The organism is Pseudomonas entomophila (assembly GCF_029193575.1).
GTDB lineage: Bacteria > Pseudomonadota > Gammaproteobacteria > Pseudomonadales > Pseudomonadaceae > Aquipseudomonas > Aquipseudomonas entomophila_G.
Genome location: NZ_JARGCS010000056.1, coordinates 221,954 through 247,990, shown reverse-complemented (window position 1 = coordinate 247,990; position 26,037 = coordinate 221,954). Strand labels below are relative to the sequence as shown.

Genomic DNA, 26,037 nt, shown 5'->3' with positions numbered 1-26,037 from the left:
GAACAAGGAGTGCTGTGCATGACCGTCGCCCTGTGGTGCATCCTCATTGCCCTGGTACTGCCGCCGCTGTGCGCGTGGATCGCCAAGATGGCCAGCGGCCGGTTCCGCCTGGCGGACAACCATGACCCGCGCGCCTTCCTCGACACCCTCGCGGGCCTGCCACGGCGGGCCCATGCGGCGCAGCAGAACGGCTACGAGGCTTTTCCGGCGTTTGCCGCGGCGGTGCTGGTGGCGGATATCGTCGGCAATGCCGAGCAGGTGACCCAGGATGTGCTGGCGGTGTTGTACATCACCAGCCGGCTGCTCTACATCATTTGCTACCTGGCCGACTGGGCCATCCTGCGGTCGCTGGTGTGGTCCGCTGGGTTGGTGCTGATCGTGTCGTTGTTCGTCGTATCGGCGTGAAGCCATCGCGGGGCAAGCCCCCCAGACACAGGCCCCGCGATGGCTTCACCACCGATCACGGCACTTTCGGTGCCTCGGGCAGCGGTTGCCCCTTGGGCCACAGCATCCAGATCTGCCCCTGCTGCTTCATGTTGCCCGCCAGCTCCCCGGCTTCGTGCCCGGTGCCCCAGAACAGGTCCGCGCGCACCTCGCCAGTGATCGCGCCGCCGGTGTCCTGCGCACCGACCGGGCGCACCACTGGCGCACCGTCCGGGCGGGTGGTCGACAGCCACAACAGGCTACCCAGCGGGATCACTTTGCGGTCGATGGCCACGCTGTAGCCAGCGGTCAAGGGCACGTTCAGCGAACCGCGCGGGCCTTCGTTGCTGTCCGGGCGGGTGCTGAAGAACACGTAGCTGGGGTTGCTGGCCAACAGTTCCGGCACCCGCTGCGGGTTGGCCTGGGCCCAGGCGTGGATGCTGCCCATGGTCACCTCTTCCTTCGGCAACTGGCCCTGCTCGACCAGCCAGCGGCCAATCGGCCTATAGGGGTGGCCGTTCTGGTCGGCATAACCCAGTCGCAGTTGGCGACCGTTGTCCAGCTGGATACGCCCTGAGCCCTGTACCTGGAGGAACTGCAAGTCCATCGGGTCGGTCAGCCAGGCCAGCACCGGTGCCTTGACGCCCTGGCGGTTGATCACTTCGGCGGTGTCGTAGGGCTTGAGCACGCGGCCTTCGAGGCGCCCGCGCAGGCGCTTGCCTTTCAGCTCGGGGTACACGCTGGCCAGGTCGACCACGATCATGTCGTCGGGCACGCCGTACACGGGCACGTGCGCGCTGTCGGTGCGCGCCAGGCTGCCAGGGTAGACCGGTTCGTAGTAGCCGGTGATCAGGCCGTTGGCGTTGTTTTGCGCCGAGCGCAGGCCGTACACCTGCAGGTTCTGCTCGAGGAAGGTGCGCACCTGTGCGGCACTGGCGCTCGCCGTGCCAGCCGCCTCGCAGGTGGCGGACCACACCGGGTCGCGCTTGAGCTTTTCGCAGCCGTTGCGCCAGGCGTAGAAGCCTGCCAACAGGTCTTCGTCGCTGACGGCGGGCAGGTCTTTCCAGGTGGCGGGGGCGTAGGTGGCGATGGCGTGCGCTTCAGGCTTGGCGCTCTCGCCGCCGTTGCAGCCGGCCAGCAAGGCCAGGGTCGGCAGCGTCCAGGCGAGGTGGCGTAGGGCAGATTTCATGAGTGAGTACCTGTGGCGGCCGAGCATGAGTTTTCGACCTTTGTTTCTGTATGGGTATTGGCCTTTGTCTGGAGCGGGGCGATACTGGCGCCCCTTTTGTCCAGGCTGATGTGACCGTGATGCTCCAGCGATTGCCCCTTGTACTGCTCGCTGCGCTGGCCTTGAGTGCCTGCGATGGCGTCGACCCGAATTCGCCGCTGGGTCAGCGCAAGGCGATCTTCAAGCAGATGCTCAGCACCAGTGAAGGCATGGGTGGCATGCTGCGTGGCCGGTTGCCGTTCGACAGCGGCGCGTTCGCCGACGGCGCCGTGAAGCTCGATGCGTTGGCTCATGCGCCGTGGCAGCATTTTCCGTCGGTGCGCGACGCAGGTGACAGCAGCGCGCGGGCGGAGGTCTGGGAGCGTCAGGCACGCTTCCATGAACTGGCCCGGCAACTCGAAGCGGTGACCGGCGAACTGGTTGGCGTGACCCGTGCGCAACCTTTGGAGGCGGCGCAACTCAAGGCGCCGATGGACAAGGTCGAGGCGGCGTGCAAAGCCTGTCATACGGAGTTTCGCAATCACTGAAAAGGGCCCGCCCGTCAGGGGGCGGGGCGCTGACTCAGCGCTCCAGTTCGTCCACCGCTTCCTGCAGCTCCTTCTTCGCTTCGGCGAGCTTTTCCTTACGCTTGTTGATCTTCTCCGGGTCGCCTTTCTTCATGGCCTTGTCCAGGTCCTTGGTGCGTTGGTTCACCTCGTGGCGGGCATCGAGCACCTGCTGCTCGCGCGCCTTGCGCAGGCCGGCATCGGTGCAGTGCTCGGTGCTTTCCTGCAGAGCCTTTTCGAGGCCGGCGACCTGCTCGGCATTGTTGTTGTCACGGGCGATCTTGAGTTGGTTCTCGATGGCGCTGCGCTTGGCTGCGCAGCCGGTCAGGCCTGGGTCGGGCTGGGCGGCCTGCGCGGCGCTGGCGGCAATGCCCAGGGCAGTCAGCAGGACGAACGAGGGGAACAGTTTCATGGGAGGGCCTCCAAGTCGGGGCGGGGCAGCATAAAGTTGGGGGAAATCCTGCCTTGGTTTTCTTCAATTAGGAACCCTTGTTGGGTTTTCCTACCGGGGAAACAGATAAATCTGGCGTATTTATCTTTTGCGGCGTATTGCCAGGTGGCGCCGATGCGAACCCATCGATGCCACTGGCGGCCAACTGTCGGGCCAGGGCTTGAACCTCCTGGTCCGAAAGAAATGCCTGCATCCGCCGACCACCGTTGTCGCCGACGCCAGGCAGTGCCTGCCAGTCTGCGAGGGGGCGGGTGGAGACCTCGGACCAGTTAGTCCCCAGGGCAAGGTCGCGCGGTGCAGGGAAGCCCAGGCCCCGTAGCCACTGGTCGAACGACCGGGTGCGCGCCAGTGCGAAGCTGGCCGATAGTTGCCGTGCGCGGGTGCTGCCGATGCCGGGTATGCCTTCCAGTTGCGGTAGGCCGAGCGTCAACCAGTCGGCCAATCGGGTCACCCGCCCGGCCCCCACCAACCGACGCCAGGTGCCCTGCCCGATAGAAGGAAGGTTGAGCCCGTGCTTGCCTGCCAGCCGGTCCAGGCGCGCGACGAATTGCTCTTCGCAGCCGGCAGTGGCCTGCCAGCAGCTGAGCGCGTGGTATCGCCCCGTGGGCGGCGGCGCCACGGTGGCGCGCACGAGGGCGCGATGCACCACGTTGCGCAGGCGTGGGATGGTCAAGCCGGCGAGGTCGATGGCGACCTGATCCCCTGGGCGCACATCCAGCGCCTGCCAGCGGGCGAGGGAGCCCAGGCTGACCTGGCTGATGCGTCGCCCGTCCAGCTCGATGGGGTGCAAGCGCACCACGGGGGTGATTCGGCCGGTGCGCCCGACCCGGAAATGGACCTCGCGCACCTCGGCCAGCGCTTGGGAAAACGGGTACTTCCAGGCGGCGATCCAATAGGGCGCCTTGGCCTGCCAACGGCTGGCCGGTGGGCGGCTGCCTTGGCGCAGAATCACGCCGTCGGTGGCGAAGGGCAGGGGCGAGCGGTACCAGTGCTGGCGCCAGTGTGCGGCGTCGGTAGCCTCATCGATCGCCACGCTGAAACGCTGGCTGTCGGGAAAGCCCAGCGCCGCCAGCTGCGCCAGGCGCTCGGCCTGCTCGGCCGGGCCTTGTGGCCAGCTCCAGACGAATAGGCCGATGCCCGCACCCTGTGCGTCGTCCAGCGCCTTGCGTGCCATGAGCCCAGCCACGGTGCCACGCGCGCCCGCGCCGCCCGACGTGGCCTGAACATGTGCGTCCAGGCGCCAGTAGAGCTCGCCCTGCAGCACCAGGTCGAGTGCCTGTGGCAGTTGCCGGGCAATGCCGTGCAGGCGCGGGATGTGCCGGCTCCAGTCATGCCCGTGGCTACCGTCGCCGCGGCTGAGCAGTTGCACCAGCGCGCCTTGGCGATAGATCAACGAGACCGCGACACCATCGACCTTGGGTTGTATCCACAGGCCTCGCTTGCCGCGCATCCAGCGGGCGACGGCGGCTTCGTCGGCCAGTTTGTCGACACCGGTATGGGGTATGGGGTGGGCTATCGGCCCGACCGCGCTGGCCAGTGGGTCGTTGTCATGGGTCAGGCTGAAGCAGCCTTGTAGATGGCGCAGGCGTTCGCGGCTCTGGTCGTAGAGTTCGTCGGCCACCGGCGACTCGCCGAGGCGGTGGTAGCGATCGTCCCAGTCGGCCAGGGTGGCGCGCAGCCGCTCGACCTCGGCATGGGCCCGCTCGGCCGGCCATGGCGGGCAGGCGTGGGCGAGGGGCAGGTAGAACAGCAGCAACAGGCCAATGAACGGCTTGAATGACATCGCCAGCATCCTTGCAGGGCGGGAGGAGTGCTCAGCCTAGGCCTGCATCGAGCTGAGTGCCGGCCCCAAGGTGTCAGCCGATATGTCACGAAAAAGCCCCTGCCGATCGCTCGGCAGGGGCTTTCGTTCACTGCTGTAGGACGCTTACAGGCCAGCGGCGTCGCGCAGGGCGTCGACGCGGTCGGTGCGTTCCCAGGTGAAGGTGGTGAAGGTGTCGTCGCCGACGGTCTTCTGCTGCGGCACTCGGCCGAAGTGGCCGTAGGCCGCGGTTTCCTGGTACATCGGGTGCAGCAGGTCGAGCATCTTGGTGATGGCGTACGGGCGCAGGTCGAAGCACTCGCGCACCAGTTGCACGATCTTGTCGTCGGCGACCTTGCCGGTGCCGAAGGTGTTGATCGAGATGGAGGTCGGCTGGGCCACGCCGATGGCGTACGACACCTGGATCTCGCAGCGCTCGGCCAGGCCGGCGGCGACGATGTTCTTGGCCACGTAGCGGCCGGCGTAGGCGGCCGAGCGGTCGACCTTGGACGGGTCCTTGCCGGAGAATGCGCCGCCACCGTGGCGGGCCATGCCGCCGTAGGAGTCGACGATGATCTTGCGACCGGTCAGGCCGCAGTCGCCCACCGGGCCGCCGATGATGAAGTTGCCGGTCGGGTTGATGTGGAACTGGGTGTCCTTGTGCAGCAGCTCGGCCGGCAGGGTGTGCTTGACGATCAGCTCCATGACCGCTTCACGCAGGTCTTTATAGGACACATCCGGGTTGTGCTGGGTCGACAGCACCACTGCGTCGATGCCGACCACTTTGCCGTTCTCGTAGCGGCAGGTGACCTGGGACTTGGCGTCCGGGCGCAGCCACGGCAGCAGGCCGGACTTGCGCGCCTCGGCCTGGCGTTCGACCAGGCGGTGCGAGAAGCAGATCGGTGCGGGCATCAGCACGTCGGTCTCGTTGCTGGCGTAGCCGAACATCAGGCCCTGGTCGCCGGCACCCTGGTCTTCCGGCTTGGAGCGGTCGACGCCCTGCGCGATGTCCACCGACTGCTTGCCGATGATGTTCATCACGGCGCAGGTGGCGCCGTCGAAGCCGACGTCGGAGCTGTTGTAGCCGATGTCGATGATGACCTTGCGCACCAGGTCTTCCAGGTCGACCCAGGCCGAGGTGGTCACTTCACCGGCGATGATGGCGACACCGGTCTTGACCAGGGTTTCGCAGGCCACGCGGGCGTACTTGTCCTGGGCGATGATCGCATCGAGGATCGCGTCCGAAATCTGGTCGGCGATCTTGTCCGGATGCCCTTCGGACACGGACTCGGAGGTAAAAAGGGAGTATTCGCTCATCTCGCGGGTTCCTAAAAGTTTACCGATGGTGAGTGTCGCCAGCTGTCCGCTGGAAATGTCGTACTTGAATCTGGAAGCCGTTACGCAAGCCTACATAGAGGCTTTCCCCGGGAACCAGCCCTGCAGCGTTGGCCCAACGGGCCAGCTCGTCCTGCTCGAAACCAAGCCACAGGTCGCCGCAGGCTTCCCGCGCCCACCCCTGGTCATGGCTGCACAGTTCGGTGATCAGCAGGCTGCCGCCCGCTTTCACGCGTTCGGCCAGCAGGCGCAGGGCCAGGGCCGGGTCGCTGAAATGGTGCAGCACCATGTTCAGCACAACGCAGTCGGCTTGCGCATCGGTGGCCCCCAGTGCATCGGCCAACTGCAGGTTTACGTTACCCAGGCCTTCGCGCTCGCAGACCTGACGGGCCAGTTCGAGCATGGTCGGGCTGTTGTCCAGGGCCGTGACGTGGGTGAAACGCCGGGCCAGGTCGGGCAGGAAGCCGCCGTCGCCGGGGCCGACCTCCAGCGCGCTGGCATCGGGGCCGAAGCTGAGGTTGTCGAGCAGCGCCAGCAGGCTTTCGCGGTACTGCGGCAACCCGGCGATCAGGTCTTGCTGGGCGCGGAAGCGTTCTTCCACGCGCAGGAAGAAGTCCTGGCTGGTGGCGGCGCGGCGCTGTTGCACCTGGGCGATGCGGGTCTGCACGGCCTCGGGCAGGGTGAGCTCGTCGACCTCTTCGAGCAGCGCCGCATGCAGGCGGCCGCCCAGGCGCAGGCTGTCGGGCAGGGCGCGGCGGTAGAAGATCGCGTTGCCTTCGCGGCGAGTGGCCACCAGGTCGGCCTGGGCCAGGACCTTGAGGTGATGGCTCATGCCGGACTGGCCGATATCGAAGATCTGCGCCAACTCCAGCACGCCGAACGAGTCGCTGGCCAGTGCGCGCAGCACGTTCAGGCGCAACGGATCGCCGCTGGCCTTGCACAAGGCGGCGAGGTCGTCGCTGCTGTGGGGAAGAATCGATTGCGCGCGCAGGTTCATGGGGCGGCAGTCTAGACAGGCATCGTTGCCCCTGCAAGATCAATATCAAAAAGTTTTGATATTGCGGGATGAGCGGTGCCGAACCGCTCCTGCAAAGAGACGGGTTTTCGTGAAAACGGAGGCAAACACAGGAAAATCGCCCGACTGCGACCATCCGTCATTGCCCCCGGCCCCCGCTGTGGGCGAAAATGGCCGCCTTTTTTCGTTTCACTACTTATTCAAGCCCCAGGAGATAAGCGATGCCCAGCCGTCGTGAGCGTGCCAACGCCATTCGTGCCCTCAGCATGGATGCCGTGCAAAAGGCCAACAGCGGCCACCCAGGTGCCCCCATGGGTATGGCGGATATCGCCGAAGTGCTTTGGCGCGATTACCTGAAGCACAACCCGAGCAACCCGAAGTTCGCCGACCGTGACCGCTTCGTGCTGTCCAACGGCCATGGCTCGATGCTGATCTACTCGCTGTTGCACCTGACCGGCTACGACCTGTCGATCGACGACCTCAAGGCCTTCCGCCAACTGCACAGCCGCACCCCGGGCCACCCGGAATACGGCTACACCGCTGGCGTCGAGACCACCACTGGCCCGCTTGGCCAGGGTATCGCCAACGCCGTGGGCTTCGCCCTGGCGGAGAAAGTCCTGGCCGCGCAGTTCAACCGCGAAGGCCACACCATCGTCGACCACAACACCTACGTGTTCCTCGGCGATGGCTGCATGATGGAAGGCATCTCCCACGAAGTCGCCTCGCTGGCCGGCACGCTGGGCCTGAACAAGCTGGTCGCCTTCTACGATGACAACGGCATCTCCATCGACGGCGAGGTGCACGGCTGGTTCACCGACAACACCCCGGCACGCTTCGAAGCGTACAACTGGCAGGTGATCCGCAACGTCAACGGCCACGACGCCGACGAGATCAAGATGGCGATCGAGACCGCGCGCAAGAGCGACCGTCCGACCCTCATCTGCTGCAAGACCATCATCGGCTTCGGTTCGCCGAACAAGCAGGGCAAGGAAGACTGCCACGGCGCACCGCTGGGCAACGACGAAATCGCCCTGGCGCGCAAGGAACTGAACTGGAACCACGGCCCGTTCGAAATCCCCGCCGACATCTATGCCGAGTGGGACGCCAAGGAAGCCGGTGCCAAGGCCGAGGCCGAGTGGGACCAGCGCTTCGCCGCCTACGCCCAGGCTTTCCCTGAGCTGGCCGCCGAGTTCAAGCGCCGCGTTGCCGGTGACCTGCCAGCCGACTTCGCCGAGAAGGCCCAGGCCTACATCAATGAAGTCGCCGCCAAGGGCGAGACCATCGCCAGCCGCAAGGCCAGCCAGAACACCCTGAACGCCTTCGGCCCGCTGTTGCCCGAGTTCCTCGGTGGCTCGGCCGACCTGGCCGGTTCCAACCTGACCCTGTGGAAAGGTTGCAAGGGCGTCGAGGCCAATGACGCCAGTGGCAACTACGTGTTCTACGGCGTGCGCGAGTTCGGCATGACCGCGATCATGAACGGCGTCGCCCTGCACGGCGGCCTGGTGCCTTACGGCGCGACCTTCCTGATGTTCATGGAATACGCCCGCAACGCGGTACGCATGTCGGCGCTGATGAAGCAGCGGGTGATCCACGTCTACACCCACGACTCCATCGGCCTGGGCGAAGACGGCCCGACCCACCAGCCGATCGAGCAACTGACCAGCCTGCGCAGCACCCCGAACCTGGACACCTGGCGCCCGGCGGACGCGGTCGAGTCGGCCGTTTCCTGGAAAGCCGCCCTGGAGCGCAAGGACGGCCCGTCGGCGCTGATCTTCTCGCGCCAGAACCTGCAGCATCAGAGCCGCGACGCCCAGCAGATCGCCGACATCGCCCGTGGCGGCTACGTGCTGAAGGACTGCGCCGGCGAGCCTGAGCTGATCCTGATCGCCACCGGTTCCGAAGTGGGCCTGGCGGTGCAGGCGTTCGACACGCTGAGCGAGCAAGGCCGCAAGGTGCGTGTGGTGTCGATGCCGAGCACCAGCGTGTTCGACGCCCAGGACGCCGCCTACAAGCAGTCGGTGCTGCCACTGGAAGTGGGTGCGCGCATCGCCATCGAGGCTGCCCATGCCGACTTCTGGTACAAGTACGTCGGCCTCGAAGGCCGCGTCATCGGCATGACCACCTACGGCGAGTCGGCTCCGGCCTCCGCGCTGTTCGAGGAATTCGGTTTCACCCTGGAGAACATCCTGGGCACCGCCGAAGAGCTGCTGGAAGACTGATGCTCCAAGCCTGGGGGCAGTGATGCCCCCGTCGATCGCGGGACAAACCCGCTCCTACAGGGCATGTGCAGTGCCCTGTAGGAGCGGGCTTGTCCCGCGATGGCCGTTCAACGCACTAGCCACGTGAGTCCCGAATGTCCCAGCGTCCCTACAAAGTTGCACTCAACGGTTACGGCCGCATCGGCCGCTGTGTCCTGCGCGCACTGTTCGAGCGAGGGGCGAAGGCCGGTTTCGAGATCGTCGCGCTGAACGACCTGGCCGACCAGGCCAGCCTGGAATACCTGACCCGCTTCGATTCCACCCACGGGCGCTTCCCCGGCGAGGTGAGGGTCGACGGCGACTGCCTGCACATCAATGGCGACTGCGTGAAAGTGCTGCGCCAGGCCACCCCGGAAGGCATCGACTGGGCCGCCCTGGACATCGACCTGGTGCTGGAATGCTCCGGTGCCTACAACACCCGTGCCGAAGGCCAGCGCTTCCTCGACGCCGGCGCGCCACGGGTGCTGTTCTCGCAGCCGATGGCCAGCGAGGCGGACGTCGATGCCACGGTGGTCTACGGCATCAACCAAAGCTGCCTGAGCGGCCACGAGTTGCTGGTGTCCAATGCCTCCTGCACCACCAACTGCGGCGTGCCGCTGCTGCGCGTGCTGGACCAGGCGTTCGGCATCGAATACGTGCAGATCACCACCATCCACTCGGCGATGAACGACCAGCCGGTGATCGACGCCTACCACCACGAAGACTTGCGCCGCACGCGCTCGGCGTTCCAGTCGGTGATCCCGGTGTCCACCGGCCTTGCCCGCGGCATCGAGCGCCTGCTTCCGGAACTTGCCGGGCGAATCCAGGCCAAAGCGGTACGCGTGCCGACCGTCAATGTGTCGTGCCTGGACATCACCCTGCAGACCGCCCGCGACACCAGCGCGGCCGAGGTCAACCGGGTGCTGCGCGAGGCCGCGCTGGACGGCCCGCTGAAGGGGCTGCTGGCCTACACCGAGCTGCCCCACGCCAGCTGTGATTTCAACCATGACCCGCATTCGGCCATCGTCGATGCCAGCCAGACCCGCGTCTCAGGCCCACGCCTGGTGAACCTGCTGGCCTGGTTCGACAACGAATGGGGGTTCGCCAACCGTATGCTCGACGTTGCCGAACACTACCTGCACGTCGTCCACCAAACCCGCAGCAAACAGCCCTGAAGGACTGCATTCATGACCGTGTTGAAGATGACCGACCTCGACCTGCAAGGTAAGCGCGTACTGATCCGCGAAGACCTCAACGTCCCCGTGAAGGACGGTGTGGTAGCCAGCGATGCGCGTATCCTGGCAGCGCTGCCGACCATCAAGCTGGCCCTGGAAAAGGGCGCGGCGCTGATGGTCTGCTCGCACCTGGGCCGCCCGACCGAAGGCGAGTTCTCCGCCGAGAACAGCCTCAAGCCGGTCGCCGACTACCTGAGCAAGGCCCTGGGCCGCGAAGTGCCGCTGGTCGCCGACTACCTGGACGGCGTCGAGGTCAAGGCCGGTGAGGTGGTGCTGTTCGAGAACGTGCGCTTCAACAAGGGTGAGAAGAAGAACGCCGACGAGCTGGCGCAGAAATACGCCGCCCTGTGCGACGTGTTCGTCATGGACGCCTTCGGCACCGCGCACCGCGCCGAGGGTTCCACCCACGGTGTGGCCAAGTTCGCCAAGGTCGCCGCGGCCGGCCCGCTGCTGGCCGCCGAGCTGGATGCGCTGGGCAAGGCCCTGAAGGCCCCGGCCAAGCCGATGGCGGCCATCGTCGCCGGCTCCAAGGTGTCCACCAAACTGGACGTGCTGAACAGCCTGAGCGCGGTGTGCGACCAGCTGATCGTCGGTGGCGGCATCGCCAACACCTTCCTCGCCGCCGCCGGTCACCCGGTCGGCAAGTCGTTGTACGAGCCTGACCTGCTCGAGACCGCCAAGGCCATCGCCGCCAAGGTCAGCGTGCCGCTGCCGGTGGATGTGGTGGTCGCCAAGGAGTTCGCCGAGAGCGCCGAGGCCACCGTCAAGGCCATCGCCGACGTGGCGGCCGACGACATGATCCTGGACATCGGCCCGCAGACTGCGGCCAACTTCGCCGAACTGCTGAAATCGTCGAAGACCATCCTGTGGAACGGCCCGGTCGGCGTGTTCGAGTTCGACCAGTTCGGCAACGGTACCCAGGTGCTGGCCAAGGCCATCGCCGACAGCGCCGCGTTCTCCATCGCCGGTGGCGGTGACACCCTGGCGGCCATCGACAAGTATGGCGTTGGCGACGATATCTCCTACATTTCTACCGGTGGCGGCGCCTTCCTCGAGTTCGTCGAGGGCAAGGTGCTGCCAGCGGTGGCGATTCTGGAAGAGCGGGCCAAGGCCTGATTGTTCAGGCGCCTGGCAAAGGGAGCGACCGGATGGTCAAGCAATTGCCTGTGATGATCGTGGCCGTGCTGCTGGGCGCCTGCTCCAGCGGCGGCGCCCCCGATGCCGAGCCGCCGCAGACGCCCCAGGGCGGCTGCTACCAGTCCCAGTGGCAGGCGGAAACGGTGCCGGTGATCAGCAAGCGCCTGGGCCCGGACGGCCTGGAAAAGTACGACGACGAGCACCAGCGCAAGGCGCCGGGCTGCCCTTGATCGGTTCAAGGCAACCTGGCGAGCGATTCGTGGTCATCTAGGGGATATTCAATGAAAGCGCTTCTGGCCCTCGTGGCCCTGGCGACACTGGCGGGCTGCTCGCTGCTGCAACCGTCGAAGCCCGCCGCGACGGACAACTGGACCCGCTGGGTCTGCGACAGCCAGGCCGAAGTGCTGTGGCGCTTTGCCGACGCCAAGCAGGACGCGGTCGACGTGCGCCTCGGTGGCGGCGACCAGGTCTACCGGCTCAAGCCTGAGCCGGGCGCCTCGGGTGCGCTGTACAGCGATGGCGTGCTGGCCTTCCACACCAAGGGTAACGAAGGCCTGGTGTACTGGGTGGCGACCAACGATCTGATTGGGCGGGGCTGCAAGGCACCGTGACTGGCCGGGCCGCAACCACGGCCCACACTACTTGAACAGCAACCGCCCCTGCGGCAGGCTTGCACGAAACAACGACGCTTGTCGGGAGAGAGATACACAATGGCACTCATTAGCATGCGCCAGATGCTGGACCACGCCGCCGAGTTCGGTTACGGCGTTCCGGCTTTCAACGTCAACAACCTCGAGCAGATGCGCGCCATCATGGAGGCCGCCGACAAGACCGACTCCCCGGTCATCGTCCAGGCTTCCGCTGGTGCCCGCAAATATGCCGGTGCCCCTTTCCTGCGTCACCTGATCCTGGCGGCGATCGAAGAGTTCCCGCATATCCCGGTGTGCATGCACCAGGACCACGGCACCAGCCCTGACGTGTGCCAGCGTTCGATCCAACTGGGCTTCAGCTCGGTGATGATGGATGGCTCGCTGAAGGAAGACGGCAAGACCCCGTCCGACTACGAATACAACGTCCGCGTTACCCAGCAGACCGTGGCGTTCGCCCACGCCTGCGGTGTGTCGGTGGAAGGCGAGCTGGGTTGCCTGGGCAGCCTGGAAACCGGCCAGGCCGGTGAAGAGGATGGCGTCGGCGCCGAAGGCATCCTGGACCACAGCCAGATGCTGACCGACCCGGAAGAGGCCGCCGACTTCGTCAAGAAGACCCAGGTCGACGCCCTGGCCATCGCCATCGGCACCAGCCACGGCGCCTACAAGTTCACCAAGCCGCCCACCGGTGACATCCTGGCCATCGACCGCATCAAGGCGATCCACCAGCGCATCCCCAACACCCACCTGGTGATGCACGGTTCCTCGTCGGTGCCGCAGGACTGGCTGGCGATCATCAACGAGTTCGGCGGCGACATCAAAGAGACCTACGGCGTGCCGGTCGAAGAGATCGTCGAAGGCATCAAGCACGGCGTGCGCAAGGTGAACATCGACACCGACCTGCGCCTGGCCTCCACCGGCGCGATCCGTCGCTTCCTGGAGCAGAACAAGGCCGAGTTCGACCCACGCAAGTATTTCGCCAAGACCGTCGAGGCCATGCGCGACATCTGCATCGCCCGCTACGAAGCCTTCGGCACCGCTGGCAACGCCTCGAAGATCAAGCCGATCTCCCTGGATGCCATGTACCTGCGCTATGCCAAGGGTGAGTTGGCCGCCAAGGTCAACTGATTCGACGGTTGAAAAGAAACCCGCAGCGATGCGGGTTTTTTTATGGGTGCAAGAAAGGGTGCAGATGCCGATGCCTCTGTCGCGGGGCGAGCCCGTTCCCGGTACGGTGGGGTGCCCGTAGGTGCGGAAACACCACACAACCCGGCAGATCTACCGTTAGTCGGCTATCGTCATTTTTATAAGCTGATAGCGATCTGATTGCATTGCGTCTCGCAACGCCACGTCTAGAGTGAACAATCGGATCCAATCGCAAGTGGCAGTCGATCTTACAAGAGAAGCGGCATGGAAGGAGCGCAACCTCACGCACAGGACGGCAACTCGGTTTTGCTGGTCGTCGACGATTACCCGGAAAACCTGATCAGCATGCGTGCCTTGCTGGCCCGCCAGGATTGGCAGGTATTGACGGCAAGTTCCGGAATGGAAGCCCTGAGCGCTTTGCTGGAGCATGAGGTGGACCTCGTTCTGCTCGATGTGCAGATGCCGGAGATGGACGGCTTCGAGGTCGCCCGGCTGATGCGCGGCAGCCAGCGCACGCGGTTGACCCCGATCATCTTCCTCACCGCCAACGAACAGTCCCAGGCCGCCGTGCTCAAGGGTTATGCCAGCGGCGCGGTGGATTACCTGTTCAAGCCCTTCGACCCGCAGATCCTCAAACCCAAGGTCCAGGCCCTGCTCGACCAGCAGCGCAACCGGCGCATGCTGCAGCGCCTGACCCGCGAGTTGGAATCGGCGCGGGCGTTCAATGCCTCGATCCTGGAGAACGCTGCCGAGGGCATCCTGGTGGTGGACGAGGCGGGCATCATCGGCTTTGCCAACCCGGCCATCTCGCGGCTGCTCGAAGCGTCTGTGGATAACCTCAAGGGGGCCCATGTACTGGAGCTGATCCAACTGCCCAGTGCCAGCCTGTGGCGCGACTCGGACTTCTATCGCGCCTACCTCGGCCGGGAGATCTTCCGCGTGCACGACGCCCAGTTGCGCACCGCCTCCGGGCAGTTGGTGCCGGTGGCGCTGTCGTGCGCGCCGCTGCCGGTGGAGCAACAGGCGATGGTGGTGACGGTGCTGGACATGTCGGTGGTGCGCAGCCTGCACCAGCAGTTGGAGCACCAGGCGGTGACCGACCCACTGACCGGGCTGTTCAACCGCCGTGGTTTCTACCAGGCCGCCGAAAGCGCGCTGCTGCGCAATGAGCGCTCCGACACCATGCAGGCCCTGATGTACATGGACCTGGATGGCTTCAAGCGGATCAACGACTCGCTTGGCCACGAAGCCGGTGACCAGGTGCTGCGCTGGGTCGCCGAGCAGCTCAAGGACTGCCTGGGCAACCAGCCACTGCTGGCGCGCATGGGCGGCGATGAATTCACCGCGCTGTTCGACGGCCTGGCCTACCCGGAGTTGGCCGGGCGTATCGCCGAGCGCCTGCTCGAACGCATGGCCAGCCACCCACAGCTCGATGGCCTGGAGGTCAACCTCGGGGTGAGCATCGGCATTGCCACCTACCCGGATTGCGGTGCCAACGTCGAAGGCCTGCTGCGTGCCGCCGACGCGGCGATGTACGCGGCCAAGCGTGCCGGGCGCCACCAGTACCGTTTCTATGACCAGGAACTCAACGGTCGCGCGCGTTCGCGGCTGATGCTCGAAGACAGCGTGCGCAGCGCCATCGAGCACAAGGACTTCACCCTGGTCTACCAGCCCCAGGTGGCGTTCGCCGACGGTCGCCTGCGCGGCTTCGAGGCGCTGTTGCGCTGGCAGCACCCGAGCGTCGGTGACGTGCCGCCCGGGCTGTTCATCCCGTTGCTGGAAGAGGCGCGGTTGATCCACCGCCTGGCCAGCTGGATCTACGACAAGGGCGCGGCCCAGCGACGAGCGTGGTATGCGTGCTTCCCCGAGGAGCTGGTGTTGGGCATCAGCCTGAGCCGCGCGCAGTTCACCCAGCCCAACCTGGTCGATGAGCTGCGCCGTGTGCTTCAGGACCACGGCCTACAGCCGGCGCAACTGGAAGTGGAGGTGGCGGAAACCTCGCTGATGTACGACATCGACGCCGCCGCACGCCAGGTGCGGCGCCTGCGTGAGCTGGGGGTGCGGGTGGCGCTGGACGACTTCGGTGCGGGCGACTGCTCCCTGCGCATGTTGCGCGACTTGCCGATCGATACCCTCAAGCTCGACCGCCACCTGGTGGCGCGCATTCCCGATTCGGCGGCCGACACGGCGCTGGCCCATGGGGTGATCACCTTGTGCGCGGACTATGGCATCACGGTGATCGCCGAAGGGGTGGAGACCCAGGCTCAGGCCGATTGGCTACGTGCCAATGGCTGCGCCTACGTGCAGGGGTTCCTGGTGGCGCGGCCGATGACGGCGAACGATGCGGGCGGGTTTGCGGTGGCCTATCCCTGGCCCTGAGGGCGGCCTTGTCGCCTGTAGCGGGCTTGCCCCGCGAACACGGGCGCAGCCCGTGCCAGGCGGCGCCACGCCCTCACAACTCACGGGCAAACGGCAACTGCGGCCCCACCCGCGAACAGGTGATGGCCGCCGCGCGAATGGCATAGGCCAGCATCCCCTCGATCGCCTCCCGGGTCAGCGCCGCCAGCGCCTCGGGGCTGTCCGCCCCCAGGCGCGCCAGGTAGGCCAGCACCGCCGCCTGGAAGGTGTCCCCCGCGCCAACGGTGTCGCGCACCGGCAGCGAGGTGTCCGCCGGGCACGCCCACGACCCCAGGGCGCAGTGCACGCTTGCACCTTCTCCGCCATGGGTGACGAACACCAGTCGGCAGCGCTCGTTGAGCCAGCCACGGGCCACCTCGCCCGGGTCCTGACCCGGGTAGAGCAGCGCCAGGTCTTCCTCGCTGGCCTTGATCAGGTGCGCATGGGCGGCGAACCCCTCGACCTGCCGGCGCCACAGCGCCACATCGGGCTGCGGGTTGAGGCGCACGTTGGGGTCCAGGCTGATCAGGCGTCGGTCGCGCTCGCGTTGCACCAGTGCCATCAAGGCATCGGCCACTGGCTTCACTACCAGGGTGTAGGAGCCCACGTGCAGGCCACGCACCCGCTCATCCAGCACGGGCAGATGCTCCAGGCGTACCTGGCGGTCGGCGCAACCCTCGCCGCGGAATTGATACTGCGCCGAGCCATGGGCGTCGAGGCCGACCATGGCCAGGGTGGTTGGCGCCTCATTGGTCACCAGGAAGCCGCAGTCCACGCCTTCCTCTTCCAGCACCCGGCGCAGGCGCGCGCCCAGGTAGTCGCTGGACAGCCCGCCGAACAGCGCCGCCTCCACGCCCAGCCGGCGCAGGCCGACGGCGACGTTGAACGGCGAGCCGCCAGCGATTGCGGTAAAGCCCAGCTCGCCCGCGCGCGGGCTGCTTTCCAGGCTGAAGACATCGAACAGGGCCTCGCCACACACCAGGTACATGAAATGCTCCGAATCGAAAGAAGAGGGTAAGGATACCCGCACTCAGCGGGCGGGCAGGTGTTCCCGGTAGCGCTGGTAGGCAACCTCGTAGGCCGCCTGCTGCGCCGGGCGCGGCAGGGTGCGGGTGCTTTCGTCGAGGTGGACGCAACGTTGGCACAACGCCTCGAGGCTGTCGCCATCGCCTTGTTGTCGACCCAGGCTCCAGGCCGCCTGGATCGCCGCGCCCAGGGCGCCGGCTTCGGTCTGCGCCGGGCACACCAGCGGCAGGCCGAGCAGGTCGACGAGCACTTGGCGCCACAGCGGGCTTTTCGAGGCGCCGCCGACCAGGCGGATTTGCGTGCCTTGCAGGCCGCTGGCGCGCAGCAGGTCGAGGCCATAGCGCAGGCTGAAGCAGGTGCCTTCGAGCACCGCGCGGCACAGGTTGGCGCGGGTCAGGTTGCTGCTCGTCATGCCGTGCAGGCTGGCGCTGGCCTCGGGCAGCGCGGGCACCCGTTCGCCGTCGAAGAACGGCAGCAGCAGCAGGCCGTCGGCGCCGATCGGTGCTTGCGCGGCCAGTTCGGCGAAGCGTTCGAGGTCCAGTTGCAGCAGGTCGCGCACCAGGGCGCAGGCGCTGGTCAGGTTCATCGTGCAGATCAGCGGCAGCCAGCCGCCGCTGGAGGCGCAGAAGGTCGCCACCTCGCCCTCGGCGCTGACCAGCGCCTGCTCGGCGTGGGCTGCCAGGGTGCCGGAGGTGCCCAGGCTCAGGGTGATCATGCCGGGCGCGATATTGCCGGTGCCGATGGCGGCGAGCATGTTGTCGCCGCCGCCGCTGGCGACCCAGGCCTCGGGGTTGAGGCCGAGTGCGCTGGCGACCTCCCCGCGCAGGGTGCCGATACAGGCGCCGGGTTCGACCAGCTCGGGCAGCGCGGCCAGCAGGCGTTCGCCCGGCTCGATGAGTTGCAGCACCTCGTTCGCCCAGGTGCGACGGCGCACGTCGTAATAACCGGTGCCGGAGGCATCGCCCGGCTCGCTGCAGGCGCGGCCGGTCAGCCAGAAGTTGAGGTAGTCGTGGGGCAGCAGGATGTGCGCGGTGCGAGCGAACAGCTCGGGGAAGCGGCGTTTGCTCCACAGCAGCTTGGACAGCGTATAGCCCGGCGCGATCACCAGCCCCAGGCGCTCAAGCGAGCCACGCGGGCCGCCCAGGGCGGCCAGCAGTGCCTGGTTTTCTGCCGTGGTCTCGGTGTCGCACCACAGCTTGGCCGGGCGCAATACCTGGCCCCGCTCGTCCAGCAGCAGCAAGCCATGCTGCTGGCCGGATACCGCCAGCGCGCGGATCGCCTGGCCGTCGACCCCGGCTTCGCGCAAGGCTCCGGCCACTGCCGCGCGCAGGGCTGCCAGCCAGTCGGCCGGGTCCTGCTCGCGGCAGCCATCGCGGCCCTGCGGTGGCGCATGGGGGGCGCTGCCCAGGCCCAGCACCTGGCCGCTGCCGGCGTCCAGCACCAGGGCCTTGGTGCCCTGGGTGCCGCAATCGATGCCGAGGAACAGTCCGTCCATGTGATGCGCTCCGGGTCAGTCGCCGAGGAGGCTACGCAGGGTTTCGCTCACACCGACCTCGCGCAAGCTGTCGTACATGCGCTCGAAGGCGCTGACGAAGGCCTTGGACGCCGGGATCGCCGTGCCGAAGATCGCCTCGTCGCCGAGCACCCGCGCGGCCAGGCCATCGCGCTGCACTACCCGCGCCTGGCAGTCCGAGGCCCGTGGGTCGGGGATCGCATAGAGCGTGCCGTTCTCGTCGACGCCGCGCAGGTACAGGGCCCAGGCCGCGACCACCAGGGCCACGCGCTCCAGCGGCTGGCCGTCGGCGATCAGGCGGTTGGCGGTGGGCACGATGAACTTGGGGAATTTCGACGAGCCGTCCGAGCACACCCGCTCCAACTGGTCGGCGATGGCGCGGTTGGCGAAGCGCTCGGTGAGGCTGTCCTTGTAGCGTTCCAGGTCGATGCCCGGCACCGGGGCCAGCTGAGGGGTCACGTCCTGGTCCATGAAGGTACGCATGTAGCGGCGCAGCAGTGGGTCGGCCAGGGTTTCGTGGACGAAGCGGTAGCCCTGCAGGAAGCCCAGGTAGGTGAGGGCCAGGTGGCTGCCGTTGAGCAGCTTGATCTTCATCTCCTCATAGGGCGCGACGTCGTCGGTGAACTGCACGCCTACCGCTTCCCAGGCCGGGCGTCCGGCGACGAACTTGTCTTCCAGCACCCATTGCAGGAACGGCTCGCAGACCACCGGCCAGGCGTCCTCCACGCCGTGACGCTCGGCCAGTTGCAGGCGGTGGTCGGCGCTGGTCATCGGGGTGATGCGGTCGACCATGGCGTTGGGGAAGCTGACGTTGCCGTCGATCCACTGCGCCAGGTCGTGGTTGAGCAGGTGGGCGAAGGCCAGCAGCGCCTTGCGGGCCACTGCGCCGTTGTGTGGAAGGTTGTCGCAGGACATCACGGTGAATGGCCCCGTGCCGGCCTCGCGACGGCGCCGCAGCGCTTCGCAGAGGAAGCCGAAGACGCTGCGCGGCGCCTGCGGGTGGACCAGGTCGTGCTGGATCAGCGGTAGGTCGGCACGGAACTCGCCGGTGCTGTCGTCGATGCAGTAGCCACCCTCGGTGATGGTCAGTGAGACGATGCGGATGCCGGGTTCGCACAGCTTGGCCAGCAGTGCCTCGGCGCTGTCCTCGGCCAGCAGCATGCCGTTGATCGCGGCGATCACGCGCACCTCGGTGTCGGGATGGTCGCCCAGCTCGAACAGGGTGTAGAGGTGCTCCTGGGCCGCCAGGGCATCGCGCATGGCGCGGTCCTCGCTGCGCAGGCCGGCGCCGCAGATCGCCCAGTCGAGGCCTTCGCCGCGGTTCATCAAGGCGTCGGTGTAGGCCGCCTGGTGGGCGCGGTGGAAGCCGCCGACGCCGATGTGCACGATGCCCTGGCGCAGCTGCGCCGGGTCGTAGGAGGGGCGGGCGACCGTGTTCGCCAACTGCCCGAGGTTGTGCTGGTTGAGTCTCATCCTGGGTGTCCTTGGAAGGCGGTTTCAGGCCGCCTGTTGCAGTCGTTTGTCGAGGGCCAGGCCGTTGCTGTCGAACAGGTGGCAGTGGTGGGCGTCGAAGGTCAGCTCCAGTGGCTCGCCGAAACCCGGCGCGAAGTCGCCACGCACCCGCACCGTGAGCATTTCCCCGGAGGCGGCGCGCACGTGGCAGTACGTGTCGCTGCCCAGGCGCTCGCTGACGTCGGCACTCACCTGCAGCGAGCCCTGGGCGCCTTGGCCGGCGCGGTCGATGTTCAGGTGCTCGGGGCGGATGCCCAGGGTCACCTGGCTGCCGGTGGCCAGCTCGCCCGCGCACAGCGGCAGGGCGATGCGCGCGCCGCACTCCAGCGCGACCTCGCACTGGTTGCCCTGGTTGCGGCTCAAGTGGCCGCGCAGCAAGCCCATCTTCGGCGTGCCGAGGAAGCCTGCGACGAACAGGTTGACTGGGTGGTGGTACAGCTCCAGCGGCGAGCCGACCTGCTCGATGCGCCCGCCGTTGAGCACCACCACCTTGTCGGCCAGGGTCATCGCCTCGACCTGGTCGTGGGTCACGTAGATCATGGTCGCGGCCAGCTCCTGGTGCAGGCGCGCCAGTTCCAGGCGCATCTGCACGCGCAGGGCGGCGTCGAGGTTCGACAGCGGTTCGTCGAACAGGAAGATCTTCGGGTTGCGCACGATCGCCCGGCCGATCGCCACGCGCTGGCGCTGGCCGCCGGAAAGCTGGCGCGGCTTGCGTTCGAGCAAGGGTTGCAGTTCGAGGATGCGCGCGGCGTTGTCGACCTTGCTGGCGACTTCACGTTTGTCCACGCCCGCCAGGTCCAGGGCGAACGACAGGTTCTTGCGCACGGTCATGTGCGGGTACAGGGCGTAGGTCTGGAACACCATGGCCAAGTCGCGCTTGGCCGGGGCCGTGTCGGTGATGTCGACGCCGTCCAGGGCGATGCTGCCGCTGCTGGCGTCCTCCAGGCCGGCGATCAGCCGCAGCAGGGTCGACTTGCCGCAGCCGGACGGGCCGACGAACACCACGAACTCGCGATCGCGCACGTCCAGGTCGATGCCCTTGATGATGGCGTGGCCATCGAAGCCTTTTTGCAGGTTGCGGATCTTCAGGTCAGCCATGTCGAGTTACCTCCGCAGTGCGGGCTGAGTTAACGAGTACCTGGGGGCGCGTTGCGCCAGGGGGATGAAAGCGGTTCATTTCACGGCCCCGAACGACAGGCCGCGCACCAGTTGCTTCTGGCTGATCCAGCCGAAGATCAGGATCGGTGCGCAGGCCAGGGTCGAGACGGCCGAGAGTTTGGCCCAGAACAGCCCCTCGGGGCTTGAGTAGGAGGCCACCAGCGCGGTCAGCGGGGCGGCGGCCGAAGAGGTCAGGTTGAGCGACCAGAACGCCTCGTTCCAGCACAGGATCAACGACAGCAGCAGGGTCGAGGCCAACCCGCCGCGGGCGATCGGCAGCAGCACGCGGACGATCTCCTGCCAGGTGCCGGCGCCGTCCAGGCGCGCGGCCTCGAGGATGTCCACGGGGATGTCCTTGAAGTAGGTGTACACCATCCACATCACGATCGGCAGGTTGATCAGGGTGTAGACGATGATCAGAGCCAGGCGCGAGTCGAGCAGGCCGAACTGCTTGGCCAGCAGGTAGATCGGCATCAACACGCCCACCGGCGGCAGCATCTTGGTCGACAGCATCCACAGCAGCGTGCGCTTGGTGTGGCGGCTCTCGAAGAAGGCCATGGAGTAGGCCGCCGGCACCGCGATGAGCATGCACAGCAGGGTCGCCGAGAAGGAAATCAGCACCGAGTTCCAGGCGTAGGCGAAGTAGTCGCTGCGCTCGTTGATGTGCAGGTAGTTCTCCAGCGTCGGCGCGAAGATGAACTGCGGCGGCGTGGCGAAGGCGTCCAGCTCGGTCTTGAAGCTGGTCAGCAGCATCCAGAAGATCGGGAAGAAGATCACCAGGGCGATGCCCCAGCACAAGAGGCCGATCAGCGCGTCGCGCAGGCGGCGGGTTTGCTTGAGTGTCAGCATGGCGGGCTCCTCAGCTGCGCTCGGTGAGGTTCTTGCCGATCATCCGCACCAGCACGATGGCGGCGACGTTGGCGATCAGCACGGCGATCAGGCCACCGGCCGAGGCCATGCCGACGTCGAACTGCAGCAGCGCCTGGTTGTAGATCAGGTAGGCGAGGTTGGTGGACTCGTAGCCGGGGCCGCCGCTGGTGGTGGTGAAGATCTCGGCGAACACCGAGAGCAGGAAGATCGTCTCGATCATCACCACCACGGCGATCGGCCGGGCCAGGTGCGGCAGGGTCAGGTGCCAGAAGATCGCCAGCGGCCCGGCGCCGTCCAGGCGCGCGGCTTCCTTTTGCTCCTGGTCCAGCGACTGCATGGCGGTCATCAGGATCAGGATGGCGAACGGCAGCCACTGCCAGGAGACGATCAGGATGATCGACAGCAGCGGGTAGTGCGCCAGCCAGTCCACCGGCTGGGCGCCGAACAGGCGCCAGACGACGGCGAGGATGCCCGACACCGGGTGGAAGATCAGGTTCTTCCACAGCAGCGCGCTGACCGTGGGCATGATGAAGAATGGCGAGATCAGCAACACCCGCACCACGCCGCGGCCCCAGAACTCGCCGGCCTCCAGCAGTGCCGAGATAAGCACGCCGAGCACTACGCTGATCGCCAGCACGCTGCCGACCAGGGTCAGGGTGTTCAGCGCGCCGGGCATGAAGCCGGCGTCGGTGACGAAGAAGCTGAAGTTCTCCAAACCGACGAACTGGTTTTCGCCGGGGTACAGCAGGTTGTAGCGGATCAGCGAGAAATACAGGGTCATGCCCAGGGGCACGATCATCCACAACAGCAGCAGCGCCACCGAGGGGCTGACCAGGAACCAGCCGGGGCCGACGCGGCGTTTGCCGGGGCGCGGGGCGGTGAGGGTCGGGGTGTCGAGGGCCGAGGTGTTCATGGCGACTCCGTGGATTGCGAAAAAGGGCGAGCGGCCAGCCGCCACCGTGCAGGCGGGCTGCACGGCAACGGCCAGGGGCGAGCTACTTGGGGTAGCCGGCGCGCTTCATCTCGCGGGCGGTGGATTGCTGGGCGGCGGCCAATGCCTGGTCGACCTGCATCTGCCCGGTCAGGGCGGCGGAGAACAGCTTGCCGACCTGGGTGCCGATGGCCTGGAACTCGGGGATGGTCACCAGTTGGATGCCCACGTAGGGCACCGGCTTGAGGGTCGGGTGGTTGGGATCGACGCGCTTGAGCGACTCCAGCGTTACCTTGGCGAACGGCGCGGCGGCCAGGTAGGCGTCGCTGTAGGTCGAGGCGCGGGTGCCCGGCGGCACGTTGGCCACGCCCTCCTTGTCGGCCACCAGCTTGCCGTAGGCCTCGGAGGTGGCCCAGGTGCTGAAGGTCTTGGCGGCGTCCTTGGACTTGGAGCTGGTGGGAATCGCCAGCGCCCAGGAGTACAGCCACGAGGCGCCCTTGTCGGTGACTTCCTTGGGCGCGAAGGTGAAGCCGACCTGGTCGGCGACTTTGCTCTGGCGCTTGTCGGTGACGAACGAACCGGCGACGCTGGCGTCGACCCAGATCGCGCACTTGCCGCTATTGAACAGCGCCAGGTTCTCGTTGAAGCCGTTGCTGGAGGCGCCGGGCGGGCCGTAGTGCTTCATGGCGTCGACGTAGAAGCTCAGGGCGTTCTTCCACTCGCTGCCGCTGAACTCCGGTTGCCACTGTTCATCGAACCAGCGCGCGCCGTAGGCGTTGGCCACGGTGCCGATCAGCGCCATGTTCTCGCCCCAGCCGGCCTTGCCGCGCAGGCACAGGCCGTATTGGCCTTGGTCGGGTTTGTTGAGCTTGGCGGCGAACTCGCCGAGCTGGGTCCAGGTGGGCTGCTCGGGCATGGTCAGCCCGGCCTGCTGGAACAGGTCCTTGCGGTAGTAGGTGATCGACGCCTCGGCGTAGAACGGCAGGGCGTACAGCGTGCCGTTGGCCGACAGGCCGTTGCGCACCGAGGGGAACACGTCGTCGAGGTCGTAGTCGGCGGGCAGCGCGGTCATCGGCTCCAGCCAACCCTTGGCGCCCCACAGCGCGGCTTCGTACATGCCGATGGTCAGCACGTCGAACTGCCCGCCCTGGGTGGCGATGTCGGTGGTCAGGCGCTGGCGCAGCACGTTCTCTTCGAGCACCACCCACTTCAGCTGGATGTCCGGGTGCTGCGCTTCGAACACCTTGGACAGGCGCTGCATGCGGATCATGTCGTTGTTGTTGACCGTGGCGATGGTCAGGGTTTCAGCGGCCTGGGCGTACAGCGGCAGGCTGAGGCAGGCGGCGGCCAGGCAGGCCTTGATCGAGTCGTTCATCTGTGAACTCCCCTCCCGGGCCGCGTGGCGGCGCGGAAGACATTATTGTTTTTGTGTCGCTCGCCGCCGATTACACCGCCGCGCGGCGACGGCGACAAAGCCTCGCCTGCACTGGTGCTGATACTTTTTTGCAGTGCCTGGGCGTCAGGGGCGGTTCTGCTCGGTGAGCCGCTGGGTCACCAGGCTGCGGTAGCCGGAGGGGGTCATGCCTTTGAGCTGCTGGAAGCGCCGGTTGAAGTTCGACAGGTTGCTGAAGCCCGATTCGAAGCACACCTCGGTCACCGGCAGGTCGCTCTTGGCCAGCAGCTCGCAGGATTTGCTGACCCGCAGGCGGTTGACGAACTCGACGAAACCACGCCCGGCGGCCTGCTTGAAGAAGCGCGAGAAGTAGGTGGGGGTCATGCCCAGGTGCTCGGCGACCTCGTTCTGGGTGAGGTCCTGGGCGTAGTGCTGGAAGATGTAGTCCACCGCCCGGTTGATGCGCTCGACGTTGTGCTCGTCGGCCAGTTGCGAGGAGGTGACGGTGGAGAGCAACTGGTAGTCCTCGCAGGCGGCGAGCTGTTCCATGAGGATAAAAAAGTATCCCAGGCGGGTCATGCCGCGGCTGTCGGCGATGCGTTGCAGCAGTTGGCGGCTCTCGGCGATCAGCGCCGGGTCGCGGAACTCGATGCCGTAGCGTGCCCGGGCCAGCAGCGGGGCGAGCCGGTTGAGCTCGGAGAACACGTGGCTGCCGTCGTCGAGCACTTCGTCGGTGAAGTTGACCAGCATGTCGCGCTTGCCCACCACTTCGTCGGGGCCGACCTGGCTGATCCAGTTGTGCGGCAGGTTCGGGCCGGTGAGGAACAGGGTGTCGGGGGCGAAGTTGCCGATGTAGTCGCCGATGAACACCTTGCCGGCGCTGGCGACGATCAGGTGCAGCTCGTATTCCTTGTGGAAGTGCCAGCGCACCAGCGGGCTGGGGAAGCCGTGCTGGCGGTAGATCAGCGAGTGGCCTTCGTGGTCGTCCATCAGTTCGTAGGACGGGTCGGTGACTTTGCTGGGTTTGGGCATGGCAGTGGCGTCGACCGGGGGCGAGTGGTCATCCTAGCTAAAAAAGGTTGTGCGTGCCGGCCCTATCGCGGGGCGAGCCCCCGCGCACAGGCGCGGGCTTGCCCCGCGATAGGGCCGGCCCTGATAAACTCTGCCGTCCCTTGACCAGCACGCCGCCATGACCCCGCTACGCTACCTTCAAGCCTACCCCCCGCACCTGCAGGAGCAGGTCCGCCAGATGATCGCCAGCGACCGCCTGGGCGACTACCTGCACCAGCGCTACCCTGGCCGCCACGACGTGCAGAGCGACAAGGCGCTTTACACCTACGCCCAGGACCTGCGCCAAGCCTTCCTGCGCAGTGCCCCGCCGCTGGACAAGGTGCTCTACGACAACCGCCTGGACCTCACCCACCGCGCCCTCGGCCTGAATACCGCGGTCTCGCGGGTGCAGGGCGGCAAGCTCAAGGCGAAGAAGGAAATCCGCATCGCCTCGCTGTTCAAGGACGCGGCGCCGGCGTTCCTGCGCATGATCGTGGTGCACGAACTGGCGCACCTGCGCGAGCGCGACCACAGCAAGGCGTTCTACCAACTCTGCCAGCACATGGAACCGGACTACCATCAACTGGAGTTCGACCTGCGCATCTACCTGACCTACCGGGAACTGCCGGGCAATGCATGAGGACCCCGCGATCATGGACGTGAGCAAGACCAAGAGCAGCTTCTACCGTCGCCTCTACGTGGCCTGGCTGATCGACAGCCAGACCGCCACCAGCGTGCCCGCGCTGATGGAGGCCACCGGCATGCCCCGGCGCACCGCCCAGGACACCATCACGGCGCTGGCCGACCTGGACATCGTCTGCGAGTTCGAGCAGCAGAGCGGCGCGCGCAACCATGCGGGGCACTACCGTATCCGTGACTGGGGGGCGATCGACAAGCAATGGATCATCCAGCACCTGCGGCAGATCCGCGAGGTGCTGGGGTACCCCTGAGCACTGTGGGTGCAACTGTCGTGGTGATGGCCGCGCC

General features: G+C 66.6%; 24 protein-coding genes. 11 read left to right on the top strand and 13 right to left on the bottom strand.

From position 1 onward, the window contains the following. The first annotated feature begins 18 nt into the window (after positions 1-18). Positions 19-405, top strand: coding sequence for an MAPEG family protein (locus tag P0Y43_RS24895; protein WP_275639905.1), 387 nt, complete (start codon positions 19-21; stop codon positions 403-405). Positions 406-460: 55 nt separating this feature from the next. Here P0Y43_RS24895 and mltA read toward each other — a convergent pair whose 3' ends face one another. After that, positions 461-1,612, bottom strand: a complete 1,152-nt coding sequence (gene mltA, locus P0Y43_RS24890) for a murein transglycosylase A (RefSeq protein ID WP_275639904.1) — start codon at positions 1,610-1,612, stop codon at positions 461-463. A 119-nt stretch (positions 1,613-1,731) separates the two neighbouring features. Between mltA and P0Y43_RS24885 the strand changes: the two genes are divergently transcribed. Then, entirely contained in the window at positions 1,732-2,178 is a 447-nt protein-coding gene (locus P0Y43_RS24885) for a c-type cytochrome (protein ID WP_275639903.1), read from the top strand. 34 nt (positions 2,179-2,212) lie between these two features. Here P0Y43_RS24885 and P0Y43_RS24880 read toward each other — a convergent pair whose 3' ends face one another. From P0Y43_RS24880 to P0Y43_RS24865, 4 genes are all read right to left on the bottom strand, one after another. After that, positions 2,213-2,608, bottom strand: a complete 396-nt coding sequence (locus tag P0Y43_RS24880; protein WP_275639902.1) for a DUF1090 domain-containing protein — start codon at positions 2,606-2,608, stop codon at positions 2,213-2,215. A gap of 67 nt (positions 2,609-2,675) precedes the next feature. Next, positions 2,676-4,430, bottom strand: a complete 1,755-nt coding sequence (ligB, locus tag P0Y43_RS24875) for an NAD-dependent DNA ligase LigB (protein WP_275639901.1) — start codon at positions 4,428-4,430, stop codon at positions 2,676-2,678. 144 nt (positions 4,431-4,574) lie between these two features. Next, entirely contained in the window at positions 4,575-5,765 is a 1,191-nt protein-coding gene (gene metK, locus P0Y43_RS24870; RefSeq protein ID WP_275639900.1) for a methionine adenosyltransferase, read from the bottom strand. A gap of 19 nt (positions 5,766-5,784) precedes the next feature. Further along, positions 5,785-6,780 carry an ArsR/SmtB family transcription factor gene (locus tag P0Y43_RS24865; protein WP_275639899.1) on the bottom strand — a complete coding sequence of 332 codons (996 nt, stop codon included), beginning with the start codon at positions 6,778-6,780 and terminating at the stop codon, positions 5,785-5,787. 239 nt (positions 6,781-7,019) lie between these two features. On the opposite strand from P0Y43_RS24865, the gene tkt reads away from it, so the two are divergent. From tkt to P0Y43_RS24830, 7 genes are all read left to right on the top strand, one after another. Beyond that, a complete protein-coding gene (gene tkt / locus P0Y43_RS24860; protein ID WP_275639898.1) occupies positions 7,020-9,017 on the top strand; it encodes a transketolase in 1,998 nt (665 codons plus the stop codon). A 134-nt stretch (positions 9,018-9,151) separates the two neighbouring features. Next, on the top strand, positions 9,152-10,210 hold the full coding sequence (gene epd / locus P0Y43_RS24855) for an erythrose-4-phosphate dehydrogenase (RefSeq protein WP_275639897.1): 1,059 nt from the start codon (positions 9,152-9,154) through the stop codon (positions 10,208-10,210). A gap of 12 nt (positions 10,211-10,222) precedes the next feature. Beyond that, on the top strand, positions 10,223-11,386 hold the full coding sequence (locus P0Y43_RS24850) for a phosphoglycerate kinase (protein WP_275639896.1): 1,164 nt from the start codon (positions 10,223-10,225) through the stop codon (positions 11,384-11,386). Continuing rightward, positions 11,386-11,637: a hypothetical protein gene (locus tag P0Y43_RS24845; protein ID WP_430540286.1), complete on the top strand. Its 252-nt coding sequence runs from the start codon at positions 11,386-11,388 to the stop codon at positions 11,635-11,637. Before P0Y43_RS24850 ends, P0Y43_RS24845 begins: the two co-directional genes overlap by 1 nt. Positions 11,638-11,688: 51 nt before the next feature. Further along, the gene (locus tag P0Y43_RS24840) at positions 11,689-12,018 is read left to right on the top strand and encodes an MliC family protein (protein ID WP_275639894.1); all 330 of its coding nucleotides are present in this window, start codon (positions 11,689-11,691) and stop codon (positions 12,016-12,018) included. A 99-nt stretch (positions 12,019-12,117) separates the two neighbouring features. Next, complete coding sequence (fba, locus tag P0Y43_RS24835) at positions 12,118-13,182, top strand: class II fructose-bisphosphate aldolase (RefSeq protein WP_275639893.1); 1,065 nt, start codon at positions 12,118-12,120, stop codon at positions 13,180-13,182. Between the two features lie 282 nt (positions 13,183-13,464). After that, a complete protein-coding gene (locus P0Y43_RS24830; protein ID WP_275639892.1) occupies positions 13,465-15,579 on the top strand; it encodes a putative bifunctional diguanylate cyclase/phosphodiesterase in 2,115 nt (704 codons plus the stop codon). A 73-nt stretch (positions 15,580-15,652) separates the two neighbouring features. On the opposite strand, the gene P0Y43_RS24825 is transcribed toward P0Y43_RS24830, so the two are convergent. The 8 genes from P0Y43_RS24825 to P0Y43_RS24790 all read right to left on the bottom strand — a co-directional run bounded on the left by P0Y43_RS24825 (position 15,653) and on the right by P0Y43_RS24790 (position 25,032). After that, positions 15,653-16,585, bottom strand: a complete 933-nt coding sequence (locus P0Y43_RS24825; protein WP_275639891.1) for a carbohydrate kinase family protein — start codon at positions 16,583-16,585, stop codon at positions 15,653-15,655. Between the two features lie 42 nt (positions 16,586-16,627). Then, positions 16,628-18,118: a xylulokinase gene (gene xylB, locus P0Y43_RS24820; RefSeq protein WP_275639890.1), complete on the bottom strand. Its 1,491-nt coding sequence runs from the start codon at positions 18,116-18,118 to the stop codon at positions 16,628-16,630. A gap of 15 nt (positions 18,119-18,133) precedes the next feature. Further along, a complete protein-coding gene (locus P0Y43_RS24815) occupies positions 18,134-19,609 on the bottom strand; it encodes a mannitol dehydrogenase family protein (protein ID WP_275639889.1) in 1,476 nt (491 codons plus the stop codon). A gap of 24 nt (positions 19,610-19,633) precedes the next feature. After that, positions 19,634-20,746, bottom strand: coding sequence for an ABC transporter ATP-binding protein (locus tag P0Y43_RS24810; RefSeq protein WP_275639888.1), 1,113 nt, complete (start codon positions 20,744-20,746; stop codon positions 19,634-19,636). Positions 20,747-20,821: 75 nt separating this feature from the next. Further along, the gene (locus P0Y43_RS24805; protein ID WP_275639887.1) at positions 20,822-21,655 is read right to left on the bottom strand and encodes a carbohydrate ABC transporter permease; all 834 of its coding nucleotides are present in this window, start codon (positions 21,653-21,655) and stop codon (positions 20,822-20,824) included. A 10-nt stretch (positions 21,656-21,665) separates the two neighbouring features. After that, positions 21,666-22,589, bottom strand: coding sequence for a carbohydrate ABC transporter permease (locus P0Y43_RS24800; protein ID WP_275639886.1), 924 nt, complete (start codon positions 22,587-22,589; stop codon positions 21,666-21,668). Positions 22,590-22,671: 82 nt separating this feature from the next. After that, the gene (locus P0Y43_RS24795) at positions 22,672-23,982 is read right to left on the bottom strand and encodes an ABC transporter substrate-binding protein (RefSeq protein ID WP_275639885.1); all 1,311 of its coding nucleotides are present in this window, start codon (positions 23,980-23,982) and stop codon (positions 22,672-22,674) included. Between the two features lie 144 nt (positions 23,983-24,126). Continuing rightward, entirely contained in the window at positions 24,127-25,032 is a 906-nt protein-coding gene (locus P0Y43_RS24790; protein WP_275639884.1) for an AraC family transcriptional regulator, read from the bottom strand. 157 nt (positions 25,033-25,189) lie between these two features. Here P0Y43_RS24790 and P0Y43_RS24785 point away from each other — a divergent pair, with 157 nt between their 5' ends. Further along, positions 25,190-25,690 carry a M48 metallopeptidase family protein gene (locus P0Y43_RS24785; RefSeq protein WP_275639883.1) on the top strand — a complete coding sequence of 167 codons (501 nt, stop codon included), beginning with the start codon at positions 25,190-25,192 and terminating at the stop codon, positions 25,688-25,690. A 13-nt stretch (positions 25,691-25,703) separates the two neighbouring features. Then, positions 25,704-26,000 (top strand): winged helix-turn-helix domain-containing protein, encoded by a 297-nt coding sequence (locus tag P0Y43_RS24780; protein WP_275640224.1) that lies wholly within the window; start codon positions 25,704-25,706, stop codon positions 25,998-26,000. Positions 26,001-26,037: the final 37 nt, after the last annotated feature.

Excerpts from the sequence above, each read along its gene's own strand:
- P0Y43_RS24840 (WP_275639894.1), top strand. The coding sequence starts at position 11,689 with ATGAAAGCGCTTCTGGCCCTCGTGGCCCTGGCGACACTGGCGGGCTGC.
- P0Y43_RS24885 (WP_275639903.1), top strand. The coding sequence starts at position 1,732 with ATGCTCCAGCGATTGCCCCTTGTACTGCTCGCTGCGCTGGCCTTGAGT.
- P0Y43_RS24830 (WP_275639892.1), top strand. The coding sequence starts at position 13,465 with ATGGAAGGAGCGCAACCTCACGCACAGGACGGCAACTCGGTTTTGCTG.
- P0Y43_RS24815 (WP_275639889.1), bottom strand. The coding sequence starts at position 19,609 with ATGAGACTCAACCAGCACAACCTCGGGCAGTTGGCGAACACGGTCGCC.
- epd (WP_275639897.1), top strand. The coding sequence starts at position 9,152 with ATGTCCCAGCGTCCCTACAAAGTTGCACTCAACGGTTACGGCCGCATC.
- P0Y43_RS24850 (WP_275639896.1), top strand. The coding sequence starts at position 10,223 with ATGACCGTGTTGAAGATGACCGACCTCGACCTGCAAGGTAAGCGCGTA.
- mltA (WP_275639904.1), bottom strand. The coding sequence starts at position 1,612 with ATGAAATCTGCCCTACGCCACCTCGCCTGGACGCTGCCGACCCTGGCC.
- tkt (WP_275639898.1), top strand. The coding sequence starts at position 7,020 with ATGCCCAGCCGTCGTGAGCGTGCCAACGCCATTCGTGCCCTCAGCATG.
- P0Y43_RS24825 (WP_275639891.1), bottom strand. The coding sequence starts at position 16,585 with ATGTACCTGGTGTGTGGCGAGGCCCTGTTCGATGTCTTCAGCCTGGAA.
- P0Y43_RS24790 (WP_275639884.1), bottom strand. The coding sequence starts at position 25,032 with ATGCCCAAACCCAGCAAAGTCACCGACCCGTCCTACGAACTGATGGAC.
- ligB (WP_275639901.1), bottom strand. The coding sequence starts at position 4,430 with ATGTCATTCAAGCCGTTCATTGGCCTGTTGCTGCTGTTCTACCTGCCC.
- P0Y43_RS24810 (WP_275639888.1), bottom strand. The coding sequence starts at position 20,746 with ATGGCTGACCTGAAGATCCGCAACCTGCAAAAAGGCTTCGATGGCCAC.
- P0Y43_RS24895 (WP_275639905.1), top strand. The coding sequence starts at position 19 with ATGACCGTCGCCCTGTGGTGCATCCTCATTGCCCTGGTACTGCCGCCG.
- P0Y43_RS24780 (WP_275640224.1), top strand. The coding sequence starts at position 25,704 with ATGGACGTGAGCAAGACCAAGAGCAGCTTCTACCGTCGCCTCTACGTG.
- P0Y43_RS24880 (WP_275639902.1), bottom strand. The coding sequence starts at position 2,608 with ATGAAACTGTTCCCCTCGTTCGTCCTGCTGACTGCCCTGGGCATTGCC.
- xylB (WP_275639890.1), bottom strand. The coding sequence starts at position 18,118 with ATGGACGGACTGTTCCTCGGCATCGATTGCGGCACCCAGGGCACCAAG.
- P0Y43_RS24800 (WP_275639886.1), bottom strand. The coding sequence starts at position 22,589 with ATGAACACCTCGGCCCTCGACACCCCGACCCTCACCGCCCCGCGCCCC.
- P0Y43_RS24785 (WP_275639883.1), top strand. The coding sequence starts at position 25,190 with ATGACCCCGCTACGCTACCTTCAAGCCTACCCCCCGCACCTGCAGGAG.
- fba (WP_275639893.1), top strand. The coding sequence starts at position 12,118 with ATGGCACTCATTAGCATGCGCCAGATGCTGGACCACGCCGCCGAGTTC.
- metK (WP_275639900.1), bottom strand. The coding sequence starts at position 5,765 with ATGAGCGAATACTCCCTTTTTACCTCCGAGTCCGTGTCCGAAGGGCAT.
- P0Y43_RS24795 (WP_275639885.1), bottom strand. The coding sequence starts at position 23,982 with ATGAACGACTCGATCAAGGCCTGCCTGGCCGCCGCCTGCCTCAGCCTG.
- P0Y43_RS24865 (WP_275639899.1), bottom strand. The coding sequence starts at position 6,780 with ATGAACCTGCGCGCGCAATCGATTCTTCCCCACAGCAGCGACGACCTC.
- P0Y43_RS24805 (WP_275639887.1), bottom strand. The coding sequence starts at position 21,655 with ATGCTGACACTCAAGCAAACCCGCCGCCTGCGCGACGCGCTGATCGGC.